The organism is Campylobacter sp. IFREMER_LSEM_CL2090 (genome assembly GCF_025771865.1).
Classification (GTDB): domain Bacteria; phylum Campylobacterota; class Campylobacteria; order Campylobacterales; family Campylobacteraceae; genus Campylobacter_D; species Campylobacter_D lari_D.
In genome coordinates, this window is the sequence record NZ_JAKMRA010000001.1 from 21,120 (window position 1) to 37,839 (window position 16,720).

18 protein-coding genes are annotated in these 16,720 nt (G+C 29.5%); 1 reads left to right on the forward strand and 17 read right to left on the reverse strand.

The window, feature by feature from the left end; all coding sequences use genetic code 11:
* Nucleotides 1–16 precede the first annotated feature (16 nt).
* From L8V85_RS00120 to sstT, 17 genes are all read right to left on the reverse strand, one after another.
* The gene (locus L8V85_RS00120) at nt 17–1,825 is read right to left on the reverse strand and encodes a peptidoglycan D,D-transpeptidase FtsI family protein (RefSeq protein ID WP_263660141.1); all 1,809 of its coding nucleotides are present in this window, start codon (nt 1,823–1,825) and stop codon (nt 17–19) included.
* A gap of 3 nt (nt 1,826–1,828) precedes the next feature.
* Complete coding sequence (fliE, locus tag L8V85_RS00125) at nt 1,829–2,125, reverse strand: flagellar hook-basal body complex protein FliE (protein ID WP_133318690.1); 297 nt, start codon at nt 2,123–2,125, stop codon at nt 1,829–1,831.
* Nucleotides 2,126–2,128: 3 nt separating this feature from the next.
* The gene (gene flgC, locus L8V85_RS00130; protein WP_133318691.1) at nt 2,129–2,623 is read right to left on the reverse strand and encodes a flagellar basal body rod protein FlgC; all 495 of its coding nucleotides are present in this window, start codon (nt 2,621–2,623) and stop codon (nt 2,129–2,131) included.
* A gap of 10 nt (nt 2,624–2,633) precedes the next feature.
* Entirely contained in the window at nt 2,634–3,065 is a 432-nt protein-coding gene (flgB, locus tag L8V85_RS00135; RefSeq protein WP_263728303.1) for a flagellar basal body rod protein FlgB, read from the reverse strand.
* 92 nt (nt 3,066–3,157) lie between these two features.
* Nucleotides 3,158–3,799 carry a leucyl/phenylalanyl-tRNA--protein transferase gene (gene aat, locus L8V85_RS00140; protein WP_263664369.1) on the reverse strand — a complete coding sequence of 214 codons (642 nt, stop codon included), beginning with the start codon at nt 3,797–3,799 and terminating at the stop codon, nt 3,158–3,160.
* Nucleotides 3,774–5,903, reverse strand: coding sequence for an AAA family ATPase (locus tag L8V85_RS00145; protein WP_263737191.1), 2,130 nt, complete (start codon nt 5,901–5,903; stop codon nt 3,774–3,776). The genes aat and L8V85_RS00145 overlap by 26 nt, the downstream gene beginning before the upstream one ends.
* Nucleotides 5,900–6,193 (reverse strand): ATP-dependent Clp protease adaptor ClpS, encoded by a 294-nt coding sequence (locus L8V85_RS00150; RefSeq protein WP_220566880.1) that lies wholly within the window; start codon nt 6,191–6,193, stop codon nt 5,900–5,902. The genes L8V85_RS00145 and L8V85_RS00150 overlap by 4 nt, the downstream gene beginning before the upstream one ends.
* Nucleotides 6,177–6,794, reverse strand: a complete 618-nt coding sequence (locus L8V85_RS00155) for a TlpA family protein disulfide reductase (protein ID WP_263661836.1) — start codon at nt 6,792–6,794, stop codon at nt 6,177–6,179. Before L8V85_RS00155 ends, L8V85_RS00150 begins: the two co-directional genes overlap by 17 nt.
* 12 nt (nt 6,795–6,806) lie before the next feature.
* Nucleotides 6,807–7,262, reverse strand: a complete 456-nt coding sequence (smpB, locus tag L8V85_RS00160; protein WP_039668585.1) for an SsrA-binding protein SmpB — start codon at nt 7,260–7,262, stop codon at nt 6,807–6,809.
* Nucleotides 7,262–8,017, reverse strand: a complete 756-nt coding sequence (locus L8V85_RS00165) for a 4-(cytidine 5'-diphospho)-2-C-methyl-D-erythritol kinase (protein ID WP_263737192.1) — start codon at nt 8,015–8,017, stop codon at nt 7,262–7,264. Before L8V85_RS00165 ends, smpB begins: the two co-directional genes overlap by 1 nt.
* Complete coding sequence (gene csrA / locus L8V85_RS00170) at nt 8,014–8,241, reverse strand: carbon storage regulator CsrA (RefSeq protein ID WP_012661763.1); 228 nt, start codon at nt 8,239–8,241, stop codon at nt 8,014–8,016. The genes L8V85_RS00165 and csrA overlap by 4 nt, the downstream gene beginning before the upstream one ends.
* Nucleotides 8,235–9,053 (reverse strand): tRNA pseudouridine(55) synthase TruB, encoded by an 819-nt coding sequence (gene truB, locus L8V85_RS00175; protein ID WP_263664372.1) that lies wholly within the window; start codon nt 9,051–9,053, stop codon nt 8,235–8,237. Before truB ends, csrA begins: the two co-directional genes overlap by 7 nt.
* Complete coding sequence (locus L8V85_RS00180; protein WP_263737193.1) at nt 9,050–11,113, reverse strand: ATP-dependent helicase; 2,064 nt, start codon at nt 11,111–11,113, stop codon at nt 9,050–9,052. Before L8V85_RS00180 ends, truB begins: the two co-directional genes overlap by 4 nt.
* Complete coding sequence (locus L8V85_RS00185; protein WP_220566874.1) at nt 11,110–11,556, reverse strand: hypothetical protein; 447 nt, start codon at nt 11,554–11,556, stop codon at nt 11,110–11,112. Before L8V85_RS00185 ends, L8V85_RS00180 begins: the two co-directional genes overlap by 4 nt.
* Nucleotides 11,549–13,270: a M3 family oligoendopeptidase gene (locus L8V85_RS00190; RefSeq protein WP_263737194.1), complete on the reverse strand. Its 1,722-nt coding sequence runs from the start codon at nt 13,268–13,270 to the stop codon at nt 11,549–11,551. The genes L8V85_RS00185 and L8V85_RS00190 overlap by 8 nt, the downstream gene beginning before the upstream one ends.
* Nucleotides 13,271–13,274: 4 nt before the next feature.
* Nucleotides 13,275–14,153 carry an aspartate carbamoyltransferase catalytic subunit gene (locus L8V85_RS00195; protein WP_263664375.1) on the reverse strand — a complete coding sequence of 293 codons (879 nt, stop codon included), beginning with the start codon at nt 14,151–14,153 and terminating at the stop codon, nt 13,275–13,277.
* A gap of 9 nt (nt 14,154–14,162) precedes the next feature.
* The gene (gene sstT / locus L8V85_RS00200) at nt 14,163–15,389 is read right to left on the reverse strand and encodes a serine/threonine transporter SstT (RefSeq protein ID WP_263737195.1); all 1,227 of its coding nucleotides are present in this window, start codon (nt 15,387–15,389) and stop codon (nt 14,163–14,165) included.
* Nucleotides 15,390–15,518: 129 nt separating this feature from the next.
* Here sstT and metK point away from each other — a divergent pair, with 129 nt between their 5' ends.
* The gene (gene metK, locus L8V85_RS00205; protein WP_133318704.1) at nt 15,519–16,712 is read left to right on the forward strand and encodes a methionine adenosyltransferase; all 1,194 of its coding nucleotides are present in this window, start codon (nt 15,519–15,521) and stop codon (nt 16,710–16,712) included.
* Nucleotides 16,713–16,720: the final 8 nt, after the last annotated feature.

Sequence of the window (16,720 nt, forward strand, 5' to 3'; positions counted from 1 at the left end):
GATTATTATTGTAATTTTATTTTTTAATGTCATTGTTTTTGCTTTCTATGGGTTTTAAATAACTTTCTTTAATCAAAAGATTTACTGTATCTTTAAACATAGGTAAAGCACTTTGTGCGGCATAATAACTATAAGCTTTGGTAGGATGTCTTACTAAAACTCCAATGGTATAGGTATTTTTCTCATCATTTGCAAAGCCAAAAAACGAGGCATTATAGCGATTTGAAGTATAGCCTTTTCTTTCAGCAATCCTAGCTGTACCCGTTTTTCCACCTATAATGATACCTTGAGTTCGTGCTTTTTTACCGGTTCCTTTTTCTATAACATTAATTAAAATTTGCTGCATTTCTTTGGCAGCTTTGCTTGAAAGAATTTTTTCTTTTTTAACTTCATCATCAAGTTTTATTAAACGTCCATCTTGATAAATTTTATTTGCAATTTGTGGAGTGATGTAAATTCCATCATTGTTAAATACATTATAAGCAGCTAAAAGTTGTATAAAAGTTGTTTTCAAGCCATAACCATAACTTAATACAGATTTTTCTACTTCTCTTAATCTTTTTGGATTTGGTATTTCTCCTTTTTGTTCATAAGGAAGATCAATACCGCTTTTTTCTCCAAAACGAAAAATTCTAAGGCCTGAGATGATTTCAAGATTACTTAATCTTTGGGCAATTTTAATCATACCGACATTTGAAGAGTAAGTAATAACTTCTTCCATGCTCATTTTATTTTTTTTGTGATCATCGCGTATGGTAAAACGACCAAGTTTGTATTGTCCACCTTGAGTATCAATGATTTCATCAACTTTGATTTTATCAAGCATTAATGCAGTGGTAAATATAAAAGGTTTTATAACAGATCCTGCTTCATAGCCATATTCTATGGCACTTGCATTGAGCACAGATAGATCTTTTCCGCGATTTTGCGGATCATATCTTCTTGAGCTAGCAAGTGCTAGAATTTTTCCGCTTTTACTTTCCATGATGGCAACTATAATTTCATTGGCTTTTAGATCTTCATTTCTTTTATCGATAGCTTTTTCTAAACCTTTTTGAAGTTTTAAGGAAATATTTAAGTATAAATTACAACCATCTATTTTGCGTTGTTCATAAGAATGCAAATTCAAGATGATATTACCACCTATATCTCTTAAACCTTGAATTTTAGCATTTTGCAAAGGATTTAAACATTCATTATAGTATTTTTCCAAACCTTTTATGCCGACATTTTTAAAAATTTCACTTTGCTCATCCATATAGGTTCTTGTGTAGCCTATGATTGGAGTAAGTGAATCTTTTGGCATATATACACGATCTTCTTTGTGTTCTATAATATCAAGCCCTCTTGTCTCCACTCTGCCATTATTATTTGTGAAGGATTTAAAAAAACCTTGAGTATAAAGTTTTTTAGCTAGTTCTTTTAAATAACTTGCGTCTTTTGAGTTAATATCTTGGAGTAAAATAAAATTATAACTTCTTTTTTTCTTTGCAAGCATTCTTTTTTTTATATCTTGCATTTGTTCATCACTTGCGCCACTATAAATTTGAAAAAGAGTTAAAAATAAATCCTTTTTATCGGGATTTAAGCTCCTTAGATCAATTTCAGCTCTATAAATTTGCCTACTAGAAGTTACGGTAAAATTATCGCTTGTGATGATATTACCTCTAAGAGCGGAAAAATATTGTTCTTTTTGAGTATTTGGTATATGGCGTTTTGAGGTTAGAAAAAAAGTAGAAAGTAAAAATAAGGCCATAAAAAACAGAGCCATACAAAAAGCAAAAGCTACTTTTGAAACCCTATTTCTAATGGTGTTTGAAAGCATATATTAAATTTGAGTTCTTGAAATTTCTTTATATGCGTTTATAGCCTTATTTCTAACTTCAAGCATAAATTTCATACTTGATTCAGCTTTGCTAATCGCAATTGCAGCTTGATGTAAGTCTTTGACTTCACCTGTTGCAATGTCTACCATAGCAGCTTCGGCGGTTTCTTGAGTTTTATTAAGATCGTTGATGGAATTTTTTAATAAACTCGAAAACTCATCTCCTATGTTGCTTGTGTTGTTATTATTGTTTTTGTTATTAACATTGTTAAATTGATTTATACCATTAATAGTGTTCATTTATTAACCTCTTAGTAAATCTATCGCACTTTGTGCTATAGTTTTGGTGCTAGTAAAGGCACTTACATTAGCTTGATAAGCTCTTGTTGCTTCTATTAAATCGGCCATTTCAATAACAGGATTTATATTTGGATAAGCAACATAACCTTGTTCATTCGCATCTGGATGAGATGGGTCAAATTTCATACGAAAATCTTTATCATCTCTTACAACTTTATCAACTACTACGCTCATTATAGCAGGTTTTGCATCTTTTTGTGAAGCAGGATCGTTTAAAGGATTTTCATATTCTAAAAAATTATTATCTTTAGCTATTTGCTTGTTTAGCAATTCATTAAAATCAGTTGCTTTGAAAATCACTTCTCTTCTTCTATATGGACCACCTTCTGCTGTTCTAGTAGTATTAGCATTAGCTATATTTGAGCTAATTACATTCATTCTAAAGCGTTGAGCACTAAGTCCATATCCACTAATATCAAAATCACTTAAATAAGCCATTATTTTTCTCCTAGCCTAATTTAGAGCTTGTTTCTATGATGGTTGAAAAAATATTACTTTGTCTTCTTAAAACACCATCTAAAGCAGAAATCATCATAGTATTTTTGCTCATTTCAGTAGTTTCTACATCAAGATCTACTGTATTTGCGTCATTTCTTGCCAAATGTCCATCTCTTAAATAAATAGTTGATTTATTAGGATCTGGAAATTTCCAAGGTTTTTGATGATTTGTATTTGTGCTTGCTAATTCAAGCTCTTTAGTATCTTTTTTTTTGAAAATTTCATTTGCTCTATTAACTAAAGCAGTTTCAAATTCTATATCTCTTGCTTTATAAAAAGGAGTATCAACATTTGCAAGGTTAGAATTAATCATTTGACTTCTTAGATTTCTTCCTGCTAAAGCATTAACAATAAGTTCTTTTGACTTAAAAGGGCTTATCATAATTTTTCCTTTAAAATAAAGCTTTTATAGACTAAAAGCAAAAATCATTCCAAAATATTTATGCAATTTTATTTATGTATAAGTATATCTTTTTATAGTAAATTTTTGAAATTTTTAAAGCCACTTTCAAGTGAAACTTTTTTTTCTAGTGTTTTCAAAAAATCTTTTTTTGTCATTTCTTTAGCACCCATAAATTTTAAATGCTCATTAGGCACTTGACAATCTATTAAAAAATCATATGGTTTTAAAAGCTCACAAAGTCTTATTAGGGCTACTTTTGAGGCATCTTTTTTAAGACTTATCATACTTTCACCAAAAAATATTTTACCTATTATAAGTCCGTATAAACCGCCGATTAAAACATCATTTTCATAAACTTCAACACTATGAGCTAAATTTTGCTCAAAAAGCTTTGTATAAACCTGTATAAATTCTTGACTTATCCAAGTTTTTTTTCTTTTTGCGCAATGACTTATAAGCGAGTTAAAATCAAAATTAAGTCTTATTTCATAAGTTTTTAAAGATTTTTTTATGCTTTTTTGTATGCGCACTTCATCAGGTAAAAGCACCATTCTAGGAGAAGGACACCACCAAGTAACAGGATTGCTAGTCCATGGAAAAAGCCCTAAGCTATAAGCATGAGGTATAAAATCTACTTCTAGTTTTTCACTAATAAAAACAGGCGCATCATCAGGGCTTTTTAAAAGTTTAGAATACAAATTCAATTTTTTCATTTTTGGAAAGTTTGAGTTTTAATTTACCACCATTTTTTAATTTTCCAAATAAAATTTCATCACTTAATCTCTCGCCTAATTCTTCGGCAATAATGCGTTTTAATAATCTTACTCCAAATTCTTTATTATTAGTTTTTTTAGCAAGAAATTCTTTTACTTTTTTATCAGCTTCCATGGTGATGTTGTTTAAATTTTTTGCCATTAAATCTAGTTCTTTTTGAACGATTTGTTCTAAAATTTCTTGACTTAAGTCATTAAAATGAATGATTTTATCTATACGGTTGATAAATTCAGGTGCGAAGAAATCTTTTATGGCTTTATTACTTTTTTCTTTATTACTGCTTAAAAAACCAAGCTCATTACTTTCTTTGAGACCTAAATTTGAAGTCATAATGATAATAGTATTTTTAAAATCAGCTTTTAACCCACTATTATCTGTTAAACTTGCATTATCAAAAATTTGTAAAAAGGTATTAGTTAAATCAGGATGAGCTTTTTCTATCTCATCAAATAAGACTACGCTAAAAGGATTTTTTCTAATGCTGTTACTAAGCAAGCCGCCATCTTCATAGCCCACATAACCTGCTGAAGTTCCTATGAGTTTGCTTACATCATGTTTTTGCGAGTATTCACTCATGTCAAATCTTTCAAGATTAAGGTTTAAAATTTGTGCTAAATTTTTTGCAAGTTCGGTTTTACCAACTCCACTTGAACCGGTAAATAAAAACACGCCTTTTGGGGTATTTTTGCCTTTTAACCCCGCATAGCTTTGTTTTAAAATAGAACACAAAGCTTTAATGGCTTCATCTTGTCCAAAAATATTTTGCTTTAAGTTTTGCTCTAAATTTTTTAAGATTTTACCTTGATCACTTTCATAAATTTTATGAGAATGTGTCATTCTTGCTAAAGTATTTTCTAAATCTTTTATTTTTACTATTTTTTTACTTTTTTTATCTTCTAAGGCAAAGCTTGCACCAAGTTCATCAATTAAATCAATTGCACTATCGGGTAAAAATTTATCATGTAAAAATTGTTTTGCTAGTTTTATACTTGTTTGTAAAATTTCATTACTGATTTTGATTCTGTGAAAATTTTCATATTTGCTTTTTAAGCCTTGCAAGATCAAAAAACACTCTTCTTCACTTGGCTCATCTATATCAATTTTTGCAAATCTTCTACTTAGAGCTTTGTTTTTATCAAAGGTATTTTTGTATTCTATGAAAGTAGTTGCACCTATGCATTTGATGTTGCCATTACTTAATGCAGGTTTTAATAAATTTGACATATCTGCATGACTTTCATTACTTGCGCCAGTTCCTACTATGGTGTGAATTTCATCTATAAATAAAATAGCATTAGGGATATTTTCTAATTCTTTAATGATATCTTTTAACCTTTTTTCAAAATCACCCCTATATTTTGTCCCCGAAAGCAAGCTTGTCATATCAAGGCTATAAATTTTTGAGTTTTTTAAATGTTTTGGCACTTTTTCTTCAGCTATAGCTAGTGCTAGCCCATCTATAATAGCACTTTTACCAACACCTGGTTCACCAACTAAAATAGGATTATTTTTCTTGCGACGGCTTAGAATTTGCATCATTCTTTCAAGTTCAAATTTCCTACCTATAACAGGATCTATTTTGCCTTTTTTTGCAAGCTCAACTAGCTCTATGGTATGGGTTTTTAAATTTTCAAATTCAGCATTTTGTAACAATTCTTTTATTTTTTCTTCTTCTATTAGGTGTTTTTTTAAGATATTATAAGAATAAGCTTTTTCTTCTTTGCAAAGTGCGATGATAAAATCAATCACACTTGTTTGATTTTTTGCATTTAGCTTGTGTAATATATTTTCCAAGATTACAGAAAAAATAGGTTCTATTTCTTTTTTTAAAATTTCATTATTTTTAGCCAGATAATTTTTTAGCTCATTTTCAAAGCCTTGTAAATCACCATCTCCGATTTCTTCAAGTAGATTTTTAAAATCATTGCTAAGCTTAACTAAAGCAAAAAGCAAATGCTCACAAGTGATAAATTCATGATGATTGATAAAGCTTAAATGTTTTGCATTTGGTATAAATGAGTCAATCAATTCTTTATATTTCATTGTTCTTCTATCCTTGTTTGGAGTGGAAAATCATTATTTTTTGCTGCCATATCAACTTGTTGTTTTTTGCTAAGTGCAATTTCTTCTGTGTATATGCCACAAACTCCGCTTCCTTGATGATGGATTTCAAGCATAATTGCGCTTGCTTTTTCAAAATCATGATGAAAAATATTCATTAAAATTTCAATTACAAAATCCATGGTGGTAATATCATCATTTAAAAGCAAAACCTTAAACATTTTAGGTTCTGCTAGTTTTTGTTGTTCTAAAATTTCATTTTTTAGACTCATTTAATATCCTAGTAATATCTTCTTGCATAATCTCAGTAGAAACTTTTCCAAGATAATATTTCACATAACTTTTTGAGTCTTTATTCCAAAAATCTGTTAGATCTTGATAATTTCCATCTTTTAAAACTACTTTAAAAGGAAGTTGTTCCATGCTTTGATAGTTGATATCTTTTAATGCTTGTGCAACAATTCTATCATTTTCTTTAGAATTGCTTAAGAAATAATAAGCCCCATATTTAATGGCAAAATCTTTTACAGCTTGATCGCTAACATTTTCAAAATGACTTAGTCCTATGATGATAAAATTGTCAGCATTTTTTTGCCACAAACTTGTTAGATGAGTGGCTTCTTCTTGACAAGGTGTGCAAAAGGTTCCAAAAAAATCAAACATTAAAATTTTACCCTCTTCACCTTTTACTACAAAACCATTTTGTGTTCTTACTAGGGTTTTCTCGCCACCATTGACACTTTTTAAAAGAATTTCATCACCCATTTTATACTCAGCAAATGCAAATTCATTTTCGATTTTTTCTTCACTTGAGCAAGCACTTATTAAAAATGCAAAAGCAAATGTAAAAAACAAATAAGTAAATTTTTTCATCAAAATCCTTTTTTAATAATGATTTTTCATAGCAGCTCTTGCTTCAAGATCTGCTTGTTTTTTCTTTAAGCTTTCTCTTTTATCGTGTAAGTTTTTTCCTTTGGCTAAGGCTATTAAGACTTTTGCTTTATTTTTTTCATTAAAATAAAGCTCTAATGGCACTATAGTAAAGCCTTGGGTGCTAATTTTACCAAAAAGCCTATCGATTTGCTTTTTATGCATTAAAAGTTTTCGTGCACCTTTTTCATCATGCTTATAAAAAGAATGTGTAGTGCTAAGATGAGAAATATGAGCATTAAGTAAGAAAATTTCACCTTTGATAATACGCACAAAAGAATCTTTCAAATTTGCTCTACTAGCTCTTAATGCCACTACTTCAGAACCTTTTAAAACAATACCTGCTTCAAATTTTTCCAAAATTTCATAATCAAAAAAAGCTTTTTTGTTTTTTACTATAGTTTTTTTCATCATTTAGCCTTAAAAACTCCACTTCCACTTCCACTTAAAAAATAAGCCTCATTAAGAAAAGTTTGCATTTTAGGATAAATTTTTACACAAGGAGCAAATAAGTCGTTTAAATCAGTATTTTTATACTCTAAAATTTCACTTGTTTTAAGTGTTTTAAGTGTTTTGGCTAAATTTAAATTCGCTGTTAAATCATATGAACTTTCATCAAATGCTTTATATACTTTTGCACTTGAGCATTCAATAGCTGGAAAAGTAAAATCAAGTTGGGCAAAATCATCTTCAAAATATTCTACAATCTCGCCACACCCGCTAACATTTGCACTATCATATCCGCTTAAAAAAAAGATTAAATCAGAGCCAAGGTTTTGGCAGATTTGTTTAAGTTGTTGTTGATTGAGTTTTAAATTTAAAGTTTCGTTGATCATTAATAAAAATACAACCGCATCGGTACTGCTTCCACCAAGGCCTCCACCTATGGGAATGTTTTTGATAAGCTTTAAACTTTTGTCTTTAAAAAATTCATTTAATTCATTAGAAAAACCTAAATTTTCTAATTCTTTATAAGCTTTGTGTATGATGGTATCTTGAGTAAAATTTCCAATAATTTCAAATCCTTCTTTAGTTTTTTCATCACTAAAGCTTAACTCATCAAAAATATCTTTTAATAAAACAAAGCGTGATTGTAATAAATGATAAGATCTTGAGTCAATTCCTATGATTTTTAAAAAAATATTAGCTTTTGCGTAAGCTTTCATTTTTTAAGCTTTTTACTCAGATCGTCAAGTTTTATCGTTTCATCACTAATTGCATGTAAATTTTCACTTTTTACTTGCTCGATAAGCTCTTTGCGTAGTATCATTAAAGACTTTGGAGCTTCGATGCCTATTTTAGCATAGCCTTTGCCTGTTTGAACTACTTTGATTTCTATATCATCTCCGATTTTTATACTTTCATTTTCTTTTCTTGATAAAATTAACATTTTAATACCTTATTTAAATAATATTGCACTTGATTATCTTGGATAGAAATGATAGAAAAAAAATCTTTTTCTTCTAAAATATAGCTACCTTCTTCTTGAATTTCCAAATCGTCCAAAAATATTTTTTGTCCATTGTGTAATTTTTGGGGATATTTTATCGTATTTTTTCTAAGATTTAAATAAGCTAAAGGATTTAACTCTTTTTCATTCTCATAAAAAAACCTTCCCTCGCTTAAACGCTCTAATGAGCTTAGTGTGGCTTTAATACCAAGTTTTCTAGCAAATAATTCACAATAAGAGCGTATATAAGAACCCTCGCTAACTGCTATTTCTATGGTTAAAAAGGGGTGGCTATAGTGTAAAATTTTAGTATAAAAAATATCCATAACACAAGGCTTTAAATTGACTTCAAAACCTCTTTTTGCAAGCTCATAAGAGCGCACCCCATCTATTTTTTTTGCACAAAATGCGGGTGGGGTGTAGGTGATTTTACCTAAAAGTTCATTTTTGATTTGTTCTAAAACTTTCTCTTCAAAAGCATTTATAAGATTGATTTCTTTGATATTTTGATTATCAAGGCTTAGTGAATGCGCGCCTAGCCAAAGTGTTGCTTTATAAACTTTTGGATTTTTATCAAAAAAACGAAAAAGTTTTGTGTATTGATCAAAGGCTATGAGTAAAACACCTTTTGCAAAAGGATCAAGTGTTCCTGAAAAACCTGCTTTTTTATTTTTATATTTTTTCTTGAGTTTGCCTAAAAAAGCATTAGAACTCATACCACTTGGTTTGTAAGCTACAAAAAGTTTATTCATATTACTTTTTCCACAAAACTTGACATTATCATTCTTTCTATGCCTCCAAAATTAATCGTGAGTTTTTCTTCGGCACCTATTTTACTTACCCCAGTGACTCTGCCTATGCCAAAAATTTTATGTTTGATTAAATCGCCTTTTTTGTAGCAATTTTTTTGATGATCTAGTGTTAATTCTTTTTTGATTACATTACTCTCGCCAAAGAATCTACTTTTTTCTAATCTTGTGCGACTTCCTTTATAAAATCTAGAATTAGCATAACTTAAATAAAGTTTTTTCTTGGCTCTAGTGATTGCTACATAGGCAAGTCTTCTTTCTTCTTCTATATTGCTTGATTCGCTAGTGAGTGGGAAAAATCCTTCTTCTAAACCTATGATAAAAACATAATCAAACTCAAGTCCTTTGCTTGCATGAATACTCATAATACAAATACTTTCTTTATCAAGTCCATCTTGCTCATTAAGTAAAGAAATTTCATTTAAAATATCATCTAAGCCATTATAATTTCCATGAGTAATTTTATCTTTTAAATTAGCATAAAGTTCATCTATATTTAAAAGTTTATCTTCACCCTCTGGATTATCTTTGTAAAATTCTTTGATTTTAAATTCTTCTTCTAAGGCTAAAATCATTGCAAGCAAATCATCTTTTTCTTTGATTTTGTGTATGCTTAGTATGAATTTTTCTAACTCTTTGTCTGTTTTTTTACTAAAAAAACCACTTCCTTGCAAAGCACATAGACTTTCAAATAAAGACAAATGATTTTCTTTGGCATAATTTTCTAGCTTTTCTAAACTTGCATTACCAAAGTTTCTTTTAGGGCGGTTGATAATGCGTTTAAAAGAATAATCATCATTTAAATTTGAAAGTAATCTTAAATAAGAAATAATATCTTTAATTTCAGCTCTTTCATAAAAACGAATTCCACTTAGCAATTTAAAAGGAATTTTTTCTTTGCTAAAAGCTTCTTCAAGAGCACGAGATAGGGCATTTACTCTATAAAGTATGGCTATTTCACTAGGATTAATCCCCGAGTTTAAAAGTTTTGAAACTTCTCTTGCAACCTTAAAACTTTCAATTTTTTCATCATCATTTTGTAAAATTGTAATTTCTTCGCCCTCATCTTTGGTACAAATCAAAGTTTTTCCTAGTCTTTTTCTATTATGCTCTATAAGCTCATTTGCAGCTTGTAAAATAGCGCTAGTTGAGCGATAATTTTGCTCTAGTTTTACTAATTTTACATTGTTAAATTGTTCTTTGAAATTTAAGATATTTTCTATTTTAGCTCCACGCCAACCATAAATACTTTGATCATCATCACCCACCACGCAAATATTTTCATGAGACACGCAAAGTTTTTTTAGAATTTGATATTGCAAGGCATTGGTATCTTGATACTCATCTACTGTTATATAGGTATATTTTTGACTTTGCTCTTGTGCAAATTGTTCATCTTCTAAAATTTTATTAGTTAGCATGAGTAAATCATCAAAATCCATGAAATTATTTTGGGTTAAAAAATGCTCATATTGCTCATATAAATGAATGATTTCTTCGTAATTTTTGTTTTTTTCATCTTTTAAAAATTCTAATTCTTTGCGTATTTCTTGAGCGCTTTTGCTTTGATTTTTAAAATTTGAAATATAAGCACCTATGCTTGCTAAAGAGCTTTGTAAATTTTCGCTAGCTAAATCTTTTAGTATTTTCTTTTTATCATCTGTATCGATAACGACAAAATTATTTGCTCTATTAATTCTTTCGCTATAAAGTCTTAAAAATAACAAACCAAATTTATGAAAAGTACATAAAAGGGGATTATGTAAATTTTGATCTTGTAAAAGTGCTAAGGCTCTTGTTTTCATTACATTAGCAGCTTTATTTGTAAAGGTTAGCGTGAGGGTATTTTGCGCAGGAATACCTACATGATCGATTAAATAGGCAAGTCTAGTGGTAATGGTTTTAGTCTTTCCACTACCTGCACCTGCTAGTATCAGCATAGCTCCATCAATATGCATGATAGCTTCTTTTTGGCTATCATTTAAACCTTCAAAAAAACTCATTTTTTAAATAAATCTTTATTGCTGGGATTGTTTAAAAAAGCATTCATGGATTTTTCTTTTAACTTTTGATCATTTTGCTTTTTAAAATAGTTTGAAAAATTGACAAAAATGATATTATCTTCAACTTGAATTTGAGTAATTGCCCCTAAATCCACTTTCACAAAGGTTGCAAAATCATCAGGCCCAAAACCTGCATGAAATTCTATATGCTCATTTGTTAAAACTATGGATTTAAAAGTATAACCACCAAGTGCAAAAAGACAATAAGGATTTTTACTCACTACATCTAATTCTGGTGGTAAAGGAGGTTCGAGTGTAACAAATTTAGTATTTACAATGATATTAAACTCAATATCTTCTTGGATTAAAATTTGCAAACATTCATAAATGCTTTTTTGCATTAAAGTTATAAAATTTTTATTATTTAAAATTTTATCAATCATTACTTAGCCTTAAAAATTCATCTACTAGTATCCTAACTTGCTCTAAGCCTATATTCCAAAATTCATCACTTTCTATATCAAAGCCAAACATAGCTACAAGTTCTTTTGGGCTTTTACTTCCCCCGCTACTTAAAAATTTGATATAAATTGAAGTAAAATTAGAGCATTTACCACTTTTATATAGACCATAGAGTGCTAAAACTAAAAGTTGTGCATAAGCATAAGCATAGCAGTAAAATGGAGAGTGTATAAAATGTGGTATATAAGAATACCAAAGAGCATAGTTTTTGGTTAAAACTACGCTATCTTGAAACATTTTTCTTGATTCTTCAAGCCAAATTTCACTTAGTTCTTGAGCACTTAGTTCTTCTTTTTTAGCATGAAATCTGCGTTCAAAAGTAGTAAAATTAATTTGTCTATAAAGAGTAGCAAAAATATCTTCAATTTTTGCTGCATATAAAGATAAAAGTTCTTCTTTGTCTAAAATTTCTTTAATATAATCAAAAATCAACATTTCCGCAAACACTGAAGCAGTTTCTGCTGTAGTTAGAGGTGTATCTTGATTTAAAAAACTTACTTTATAAGAAAGTTTTTGATGTATAGTGTGGCCTAGCTCATGTGCTAGGGTGAAAAGATCGCGTCTTTGGTTGGTATAGTTTAAAAGTATGAAAGGATGACTTAGCGGCGTGCTTGAGTGAGAAAAAGCACCACTTTGTTTAAATTCTTTAGGATAGATATCAATCCAATTATTCTCAAAAGCTTCTTTTGCTATCATATAAAAATCTTTAGAAAATTTTTCAAAGGCTTTTAAAACGATATCCTTTCCTTGATCAAAATCAACTTGCATTTCTTTTCCAATAGGCGCATAACGATCATAATCTTTTAACTTTTTATACCCTAGAATTTTTTTCTTTGCATTGTAAAATTTAGAAACGATATCAAAGCTATTCTCGCCAGCACTAATAAGCGCATCAACACTTTTTTTAGAAATTTGATTTCTTATATGTCTTGGAGTTTCAGGACTTTCATAGGCTCTTAACTCGCAAATACTAGCAAGTTCGCTTTTAATCATATTGAAAATATATACTAAAAGCTTGTTTTGTTTTTTTAAGGTTTTACTAAAGCATTTTGAAGCTTTTTTTCTTATACTTCTATCTTTATCATAAAGCTTGCTTAGAATTTCTTCCTCACTTAATTTTTGTCCTTCAAAATTAAATTTTAAAGCACTAAAGGTTTCATCAAATAATCTTGCAAATGCATTTGAACCTGTACTTGATAGAGCTAGGATAACTCTTTCTTCTTTTTTAGAAAGATTGTGTTTTTTGTTTTTGATAAGATTATTTAAATAAAACTCATAATCTTTGCAAAATGTGATGAAAGTTTTACTTTTTTCTTCTTTTAACTCACAAAATTCAAGTTCAAAAAATAAAAGATTTTCTTCTATTTTTTTACTTAAATTTTCATATTTTGCATAAAAAGCACCTTTGGTAGTATCTTGAGCAAAATTTAAATACACATAGGTTAGTATGTGAGAAAGTTTTAAGATTAATTCTTCATAGTTTTTTAAAGCTTGTAAAAATTGTTCATTGCTTAAACTATGAAGATTATTTTCATATTGTTTTTTAAATTCACAAGCTTCATCTTGGGTTTTTTGTAAAAAAAGATTTAATTCTTGCTCATCTTTAAATAATGTACTTAAGTTCCAATTTTGCATGATTTTAGCTTTCTAAAATGAGTTTTTTTAATACAGCCATTCTAATGGCAACACCATTTTTAACTTGAGTTAAAACCTTACATCTTTTATCAGACATTACTTCATCGCTAATATCGATATTTCTATGTACAGGACCAGGATGTAAGATAATGAGATTTTTATCTTTTATTAAATCTTTGCTAATACAAAAATCATTTGCATAATCTTTAAGCGATGCATAGGTTGGAATATTGTGTCTTTCAGTTTGTGTTCTAAGGCTCATGATAATATCTACATCATCAATAACTTCTTTTAGTTTATTTGTTTTTTTAATAGGATAATTTGGCATAAAATGAGGTGGGGCTACTAGGGTAATGTCTATACCAAAACGAGGTAATAATTCTAAATTTGAAGCAGCAACGCGTGAGTTTTTAATATCTCCTACTATGGCTATTTTTTTACCTTTGACATTATAATCAAAATGCTCCATTATGGTAAAAAGATCAAGTAAAGCTTGGGTAGGATGAGCGTGTTTACCATCACCTCCATTAACTATAGGACAATGAGTATAATTTGCTAAAGTATGAGGCACACCTGAGTTTTTGTGTCTAACTACAATAGCACTTGGTGCCATTGCATCTAAATTTGCAGCAGTATCAAAAAGTGTTTCGCCTTTGCTTGAACTACTTCTTGAAACATCTAATTTTAAAACTTTAGCACCTAGTCTTCTTGCGGCTGTTTCAAAGCTTGATTGAGTGCGTGTTGAATTTTCAAAGAAAATTGTTGTAACACTTTTTCCTTCTAAAAATGTACGCGGTTTTTCATCCAAAAATTCTTTTGCTTCTTTAAATAAAGCCAAGATTTCATCATCGTTAAAATCTTTTGTAGTAATTAAATGCCTCATAAGTCCTCCTTAAATTTTTAAATTAAGCTCATTATCTGAACAAATAGCACTAAATAAAACATCTGTTGAACTATTTAAAGCTGTTTCAACGCTATCTTGGATAACCCCTATGATAAAACCAACCGCAACTACTTGCATAGCTATGTCATAATCAATATTAAACAAAGAGCAAGCAAGTGGTATAAGTAAGAGCGAACCTCCAGCAACCCCGCTAGCTCCACAAGCTGCAAATGCAGCTAAAACACTCAAAAGCATAGCTTGTAAAAAATTTATTTCAATACCTACTGTGTGAGCTGCCGCAAGACTTAATATGGCGATAGTTACAGCTGCCCCTGCCATATTAATCGTAGCACCTAGTGGAATAGAAATGCTATATAGGTTATTATTGATATTTAATTTGGAGCAAAGTGCCATATTTACAGGAATATTTGCTGCAGAACTTCTTGTAAAAAATGCAAAAACAGCACTATGTTTTAAACAAATAAAAATCAAAGGATAAGGATTTTTCTTTGTATAAGCAAAGACAATTAAAGCATTAATCACAAAAGCTACAAAAAACATAGTCAAAACTAAAATTATTAATAATTTAATATAACTAAAAAGTCCTGCTGCTCCTGTTTGAGCAACTGAATTAGCCACAAGTCCAAAAATTCCAAAAGGAGCAAGCTTGACTATAAATTTAACGATTTTTAATACACCCTCGTTTATATCAGTAAAAAGTTGTTTTGCATCATTAGAGCAATGTCTTAGAGCAAAACCTCCACCAATAGCCCAAGCTAATATGCTTAAATAATTTCCTGAAGATAAGGCATGGATCGGGTTGTCTACTACTTGAAATAGTAAGGTTTTAAATACTTCGCCTATATGCACAGGGCTTGTAGTGGAAGCTTTTTCAACATCGGTTAATACTAATTCTACAGGAAAGATAAAACTTATACTAACTGCGCTTAAAGAAGCTAAAAAGGTTCCAAAAATATACAAGAAAATAATGTGTTTTATTTTCTCACTTCCATGATTAAATTCTTTTGTGCAAATGGTTGTTAAAATTAAAATAAAAACTAAAATTGGTGCTATAGCTTTTAAAGCTCCTGTAAATAAAGCACCAAAAATATTTGCAAAAATAGCTAAATCTTTAGAAAAAATACCTACTAAAATTCCTAAAACAATACCTATGCAAATTTGTAAAATAAGATTTCCATCTTTATAGCGTTTGATTGCATAAGAAAATAAACTCATTTCTTACCTTTTTTGTAGTGATAAATTTAAATTTATTCTAGCAAAGTAAAGCTTAAATAAGCTTTTTGATTTTTAAGTTAGCTTGTGTTAAAATAAATCTAGAATTTTTTATGATAAGGAATATAAAATATGTATTTATTTACTTCTGAAGTTGTTAGTGCAGGACATCCTGATAAATGTGCTGATATTATAGCTGATTCTATAGTTGATGCCTTTTTAACTCATGATAAAGACTCAAGGGTTGCTAGTGAGGTTTTTGTAGCAGGAAATAAAGTAGTAATTGGTGGTGAGATTAAATCAAAATATAAACTAGAAAAACAAGATTATGAAAATATTGTAAAAAAAGCTCTAGCAGATATTGGTTACAATGGAAATCCGCATTTTAGCAAAAAACAATGTTTACACCCTGATGATTTAGATGTAATGGTATTTTTAAATGAGCAAAGTCCTGATATTAATCAAGGTGTTGATCAAGAAGATGGAGAGATTGGAGCAGGTGATCAAGGTATAATGTTTGGTTTTGCAAGCAATGAAGCAAAAGAATATATGCCAGCAGCTATTTCTTATGCTAGAATGCTTTGTGATAAAGTATATGAGTTTGCAAAAAACAATCCTGATAAACTTGGAGTAGATATTAAAACTCAAGTTACAATTGATTATGCAAATAAAGAAAATTTTGAAAATTGCAAACCTCAAAGTATCCATACTATTGTAGTTTCAGCTCCTTGTGTTGAAAGTATGAAAATAGAAGATTTAAGAGCTTTGGTAATGGATTTGATTTTGGATTCAAATTTACCAAAAGAGCTTTTTTGCCCAGAAAAAACAAGAATTTTAATCAACCCAACGGGAAAATATGTAAATCACAGCTCATTGCATGATAGTGGTTTAACAGGAAGAAAACTTATAGTAGATAGCTTTGGTGGCTATGCTCCAATAGGAGGTGGTGCACAATCTTCTAAAGACTATACTAAGGTTGATAGAAGCGGACTTTATGCTGCAAGATGGCTTGCTAAAAATATTGTAGCAGCAGGGCTTGCTAAAAAATGTATAGTACAACTTTCTTATGCTATAGGTGTGGCTAAACCAACTTCTGTAAGTGTGGATTGCATGGGAACAAATACAAGATTAAATGATGATATTTTAAGTGATTTTGTGATGAAAACTTTCCCATTAACTCCAAATTGGATTAAAAATAAATTCAATCTTGATAAACCAAGTAAAGATACTTTCATGTATGCTGATGTAGCTGCTCGTGGTCAAGTGGGTCAAGCTGATTATCCTTGGGAAAAATTAGACGCACTTGATGAATTTAAGGCATTATAAAATGAAGC

Coding starts and splice junctions, on each gene's coding strand:
- aat (WP_263664369.1), bottom strand. CDS start 3,799: ATGAAAAAATTGAATTTGTATTCTAAACTTTTAAAAAGCCCTGATGAT.
- csrA (WP_012661763.1), bottom strand. CDS start 8,241: ATGTTAATTTTATCAAGAAAAGAAAATGAAAGTATAAAAATCGGAGAT.
- truB (WP_263664372.1), bottom strand. CDS start 9,053: ATGAATAAACTTTTTGTAGCTTACAAACCAAGTGGTATGAGTTCTAAT.
- L8V85_RS00155 (WP_263661836.1), bottom strand. CDS start 6,794: ATGAAAAAATTTACTTATTTGTTTTTTACATTTGCTTTTGCATTTTTA.
- flgB (WP_263728303.1), bottom strand. CDS start 3,065: ATGATAAGCCCTTTTAAGTCAAAAGAACTTATTGTTAATGCTTTAGCA.
- L8V85_RS00150 (WP_220566880.1), bottom strand. CDS start 6,193: ATGAGTCTAAAAAATGAAATTTTAGAACAACAAAAACTAGCAGAACCT.
- L8V85_RS00180 (WP_263737193.1), bottom strand. CDS start 11,113: ATGAGTTTTTTTGAAGGTTTAAATGATAGCCAAAAAGAAGCTATCATG.
- L8V85_RS00195 (WP_263664375.1), bottom strand. CDS start 14,153: ATGAGGCATTTAATTACTACAAAAGATTTTAACGATGATGAAATCTTG.
- L8V85_RS00120 (WP_263660141.1), bottom strand. CDS start 1,825: ATGCTTTCAAACACCATTAGAAATAGGGTTTCAAAAGTAGCTTTTGCT.
- metK (WP_133318704.1), top strand. CDS start 15,519: ATGTATTTATTTACTTCTGAAGTTGTTAGTGCAGGACATCCTGATAAA.
- L8V85_RS00145 (WP_263737191.1), bottom strand. CDS start 5,903: ATGAAATATAAAGAATTGATTGACTCATTTATACCAAATGCAAAACAT.
- L8V85_RS00190 (WP_263737194.1), bottom strand. CDS start 13,270: ATGCAAAATTGGAACTTAAGTACATTATTTAAAGATGAGCAAGAATTA.
- flgC (WP_133318691.1), bottom strand. CDS start 2,623: ATGGCTTATTTAAGTGATTTTGATATTAGTGGATATGGACTTAGTGCT.
- L8V85_RS00185 (WP_220566874.1), bottom strand. CDS start 11,556: ATGATTGATAAAATTTTAAATAATAAAAATTTTATAACTTTAATGCAA.
- smpB (WP_039668585.1), bottom strand. CDS start 7,262: ATGAAAAAAACTATAGTAAAAAACAAAAAAGCTTTTTTTGATTATGAA.
- fliE (WP_133318690.1), bottom strand. CDS start 2,125: ATGAACACTATTAATGGTATAAATCAATTTAACAATGTTAATAACAAA.
- sstT (WP_263737195.1), bottom strand. CDS start 15,389: ATGAGTTTATTTTCTTATGCAATCAAACGCTATAAAGATGGAAATCTT.
- L8V85_RS00165 (WP_263737192.1), bottom strand. CDS start 8,017: ATGAAAGCTTACGCAAAAGCTAATATTTTTTTAAAAATCATAGGAATT.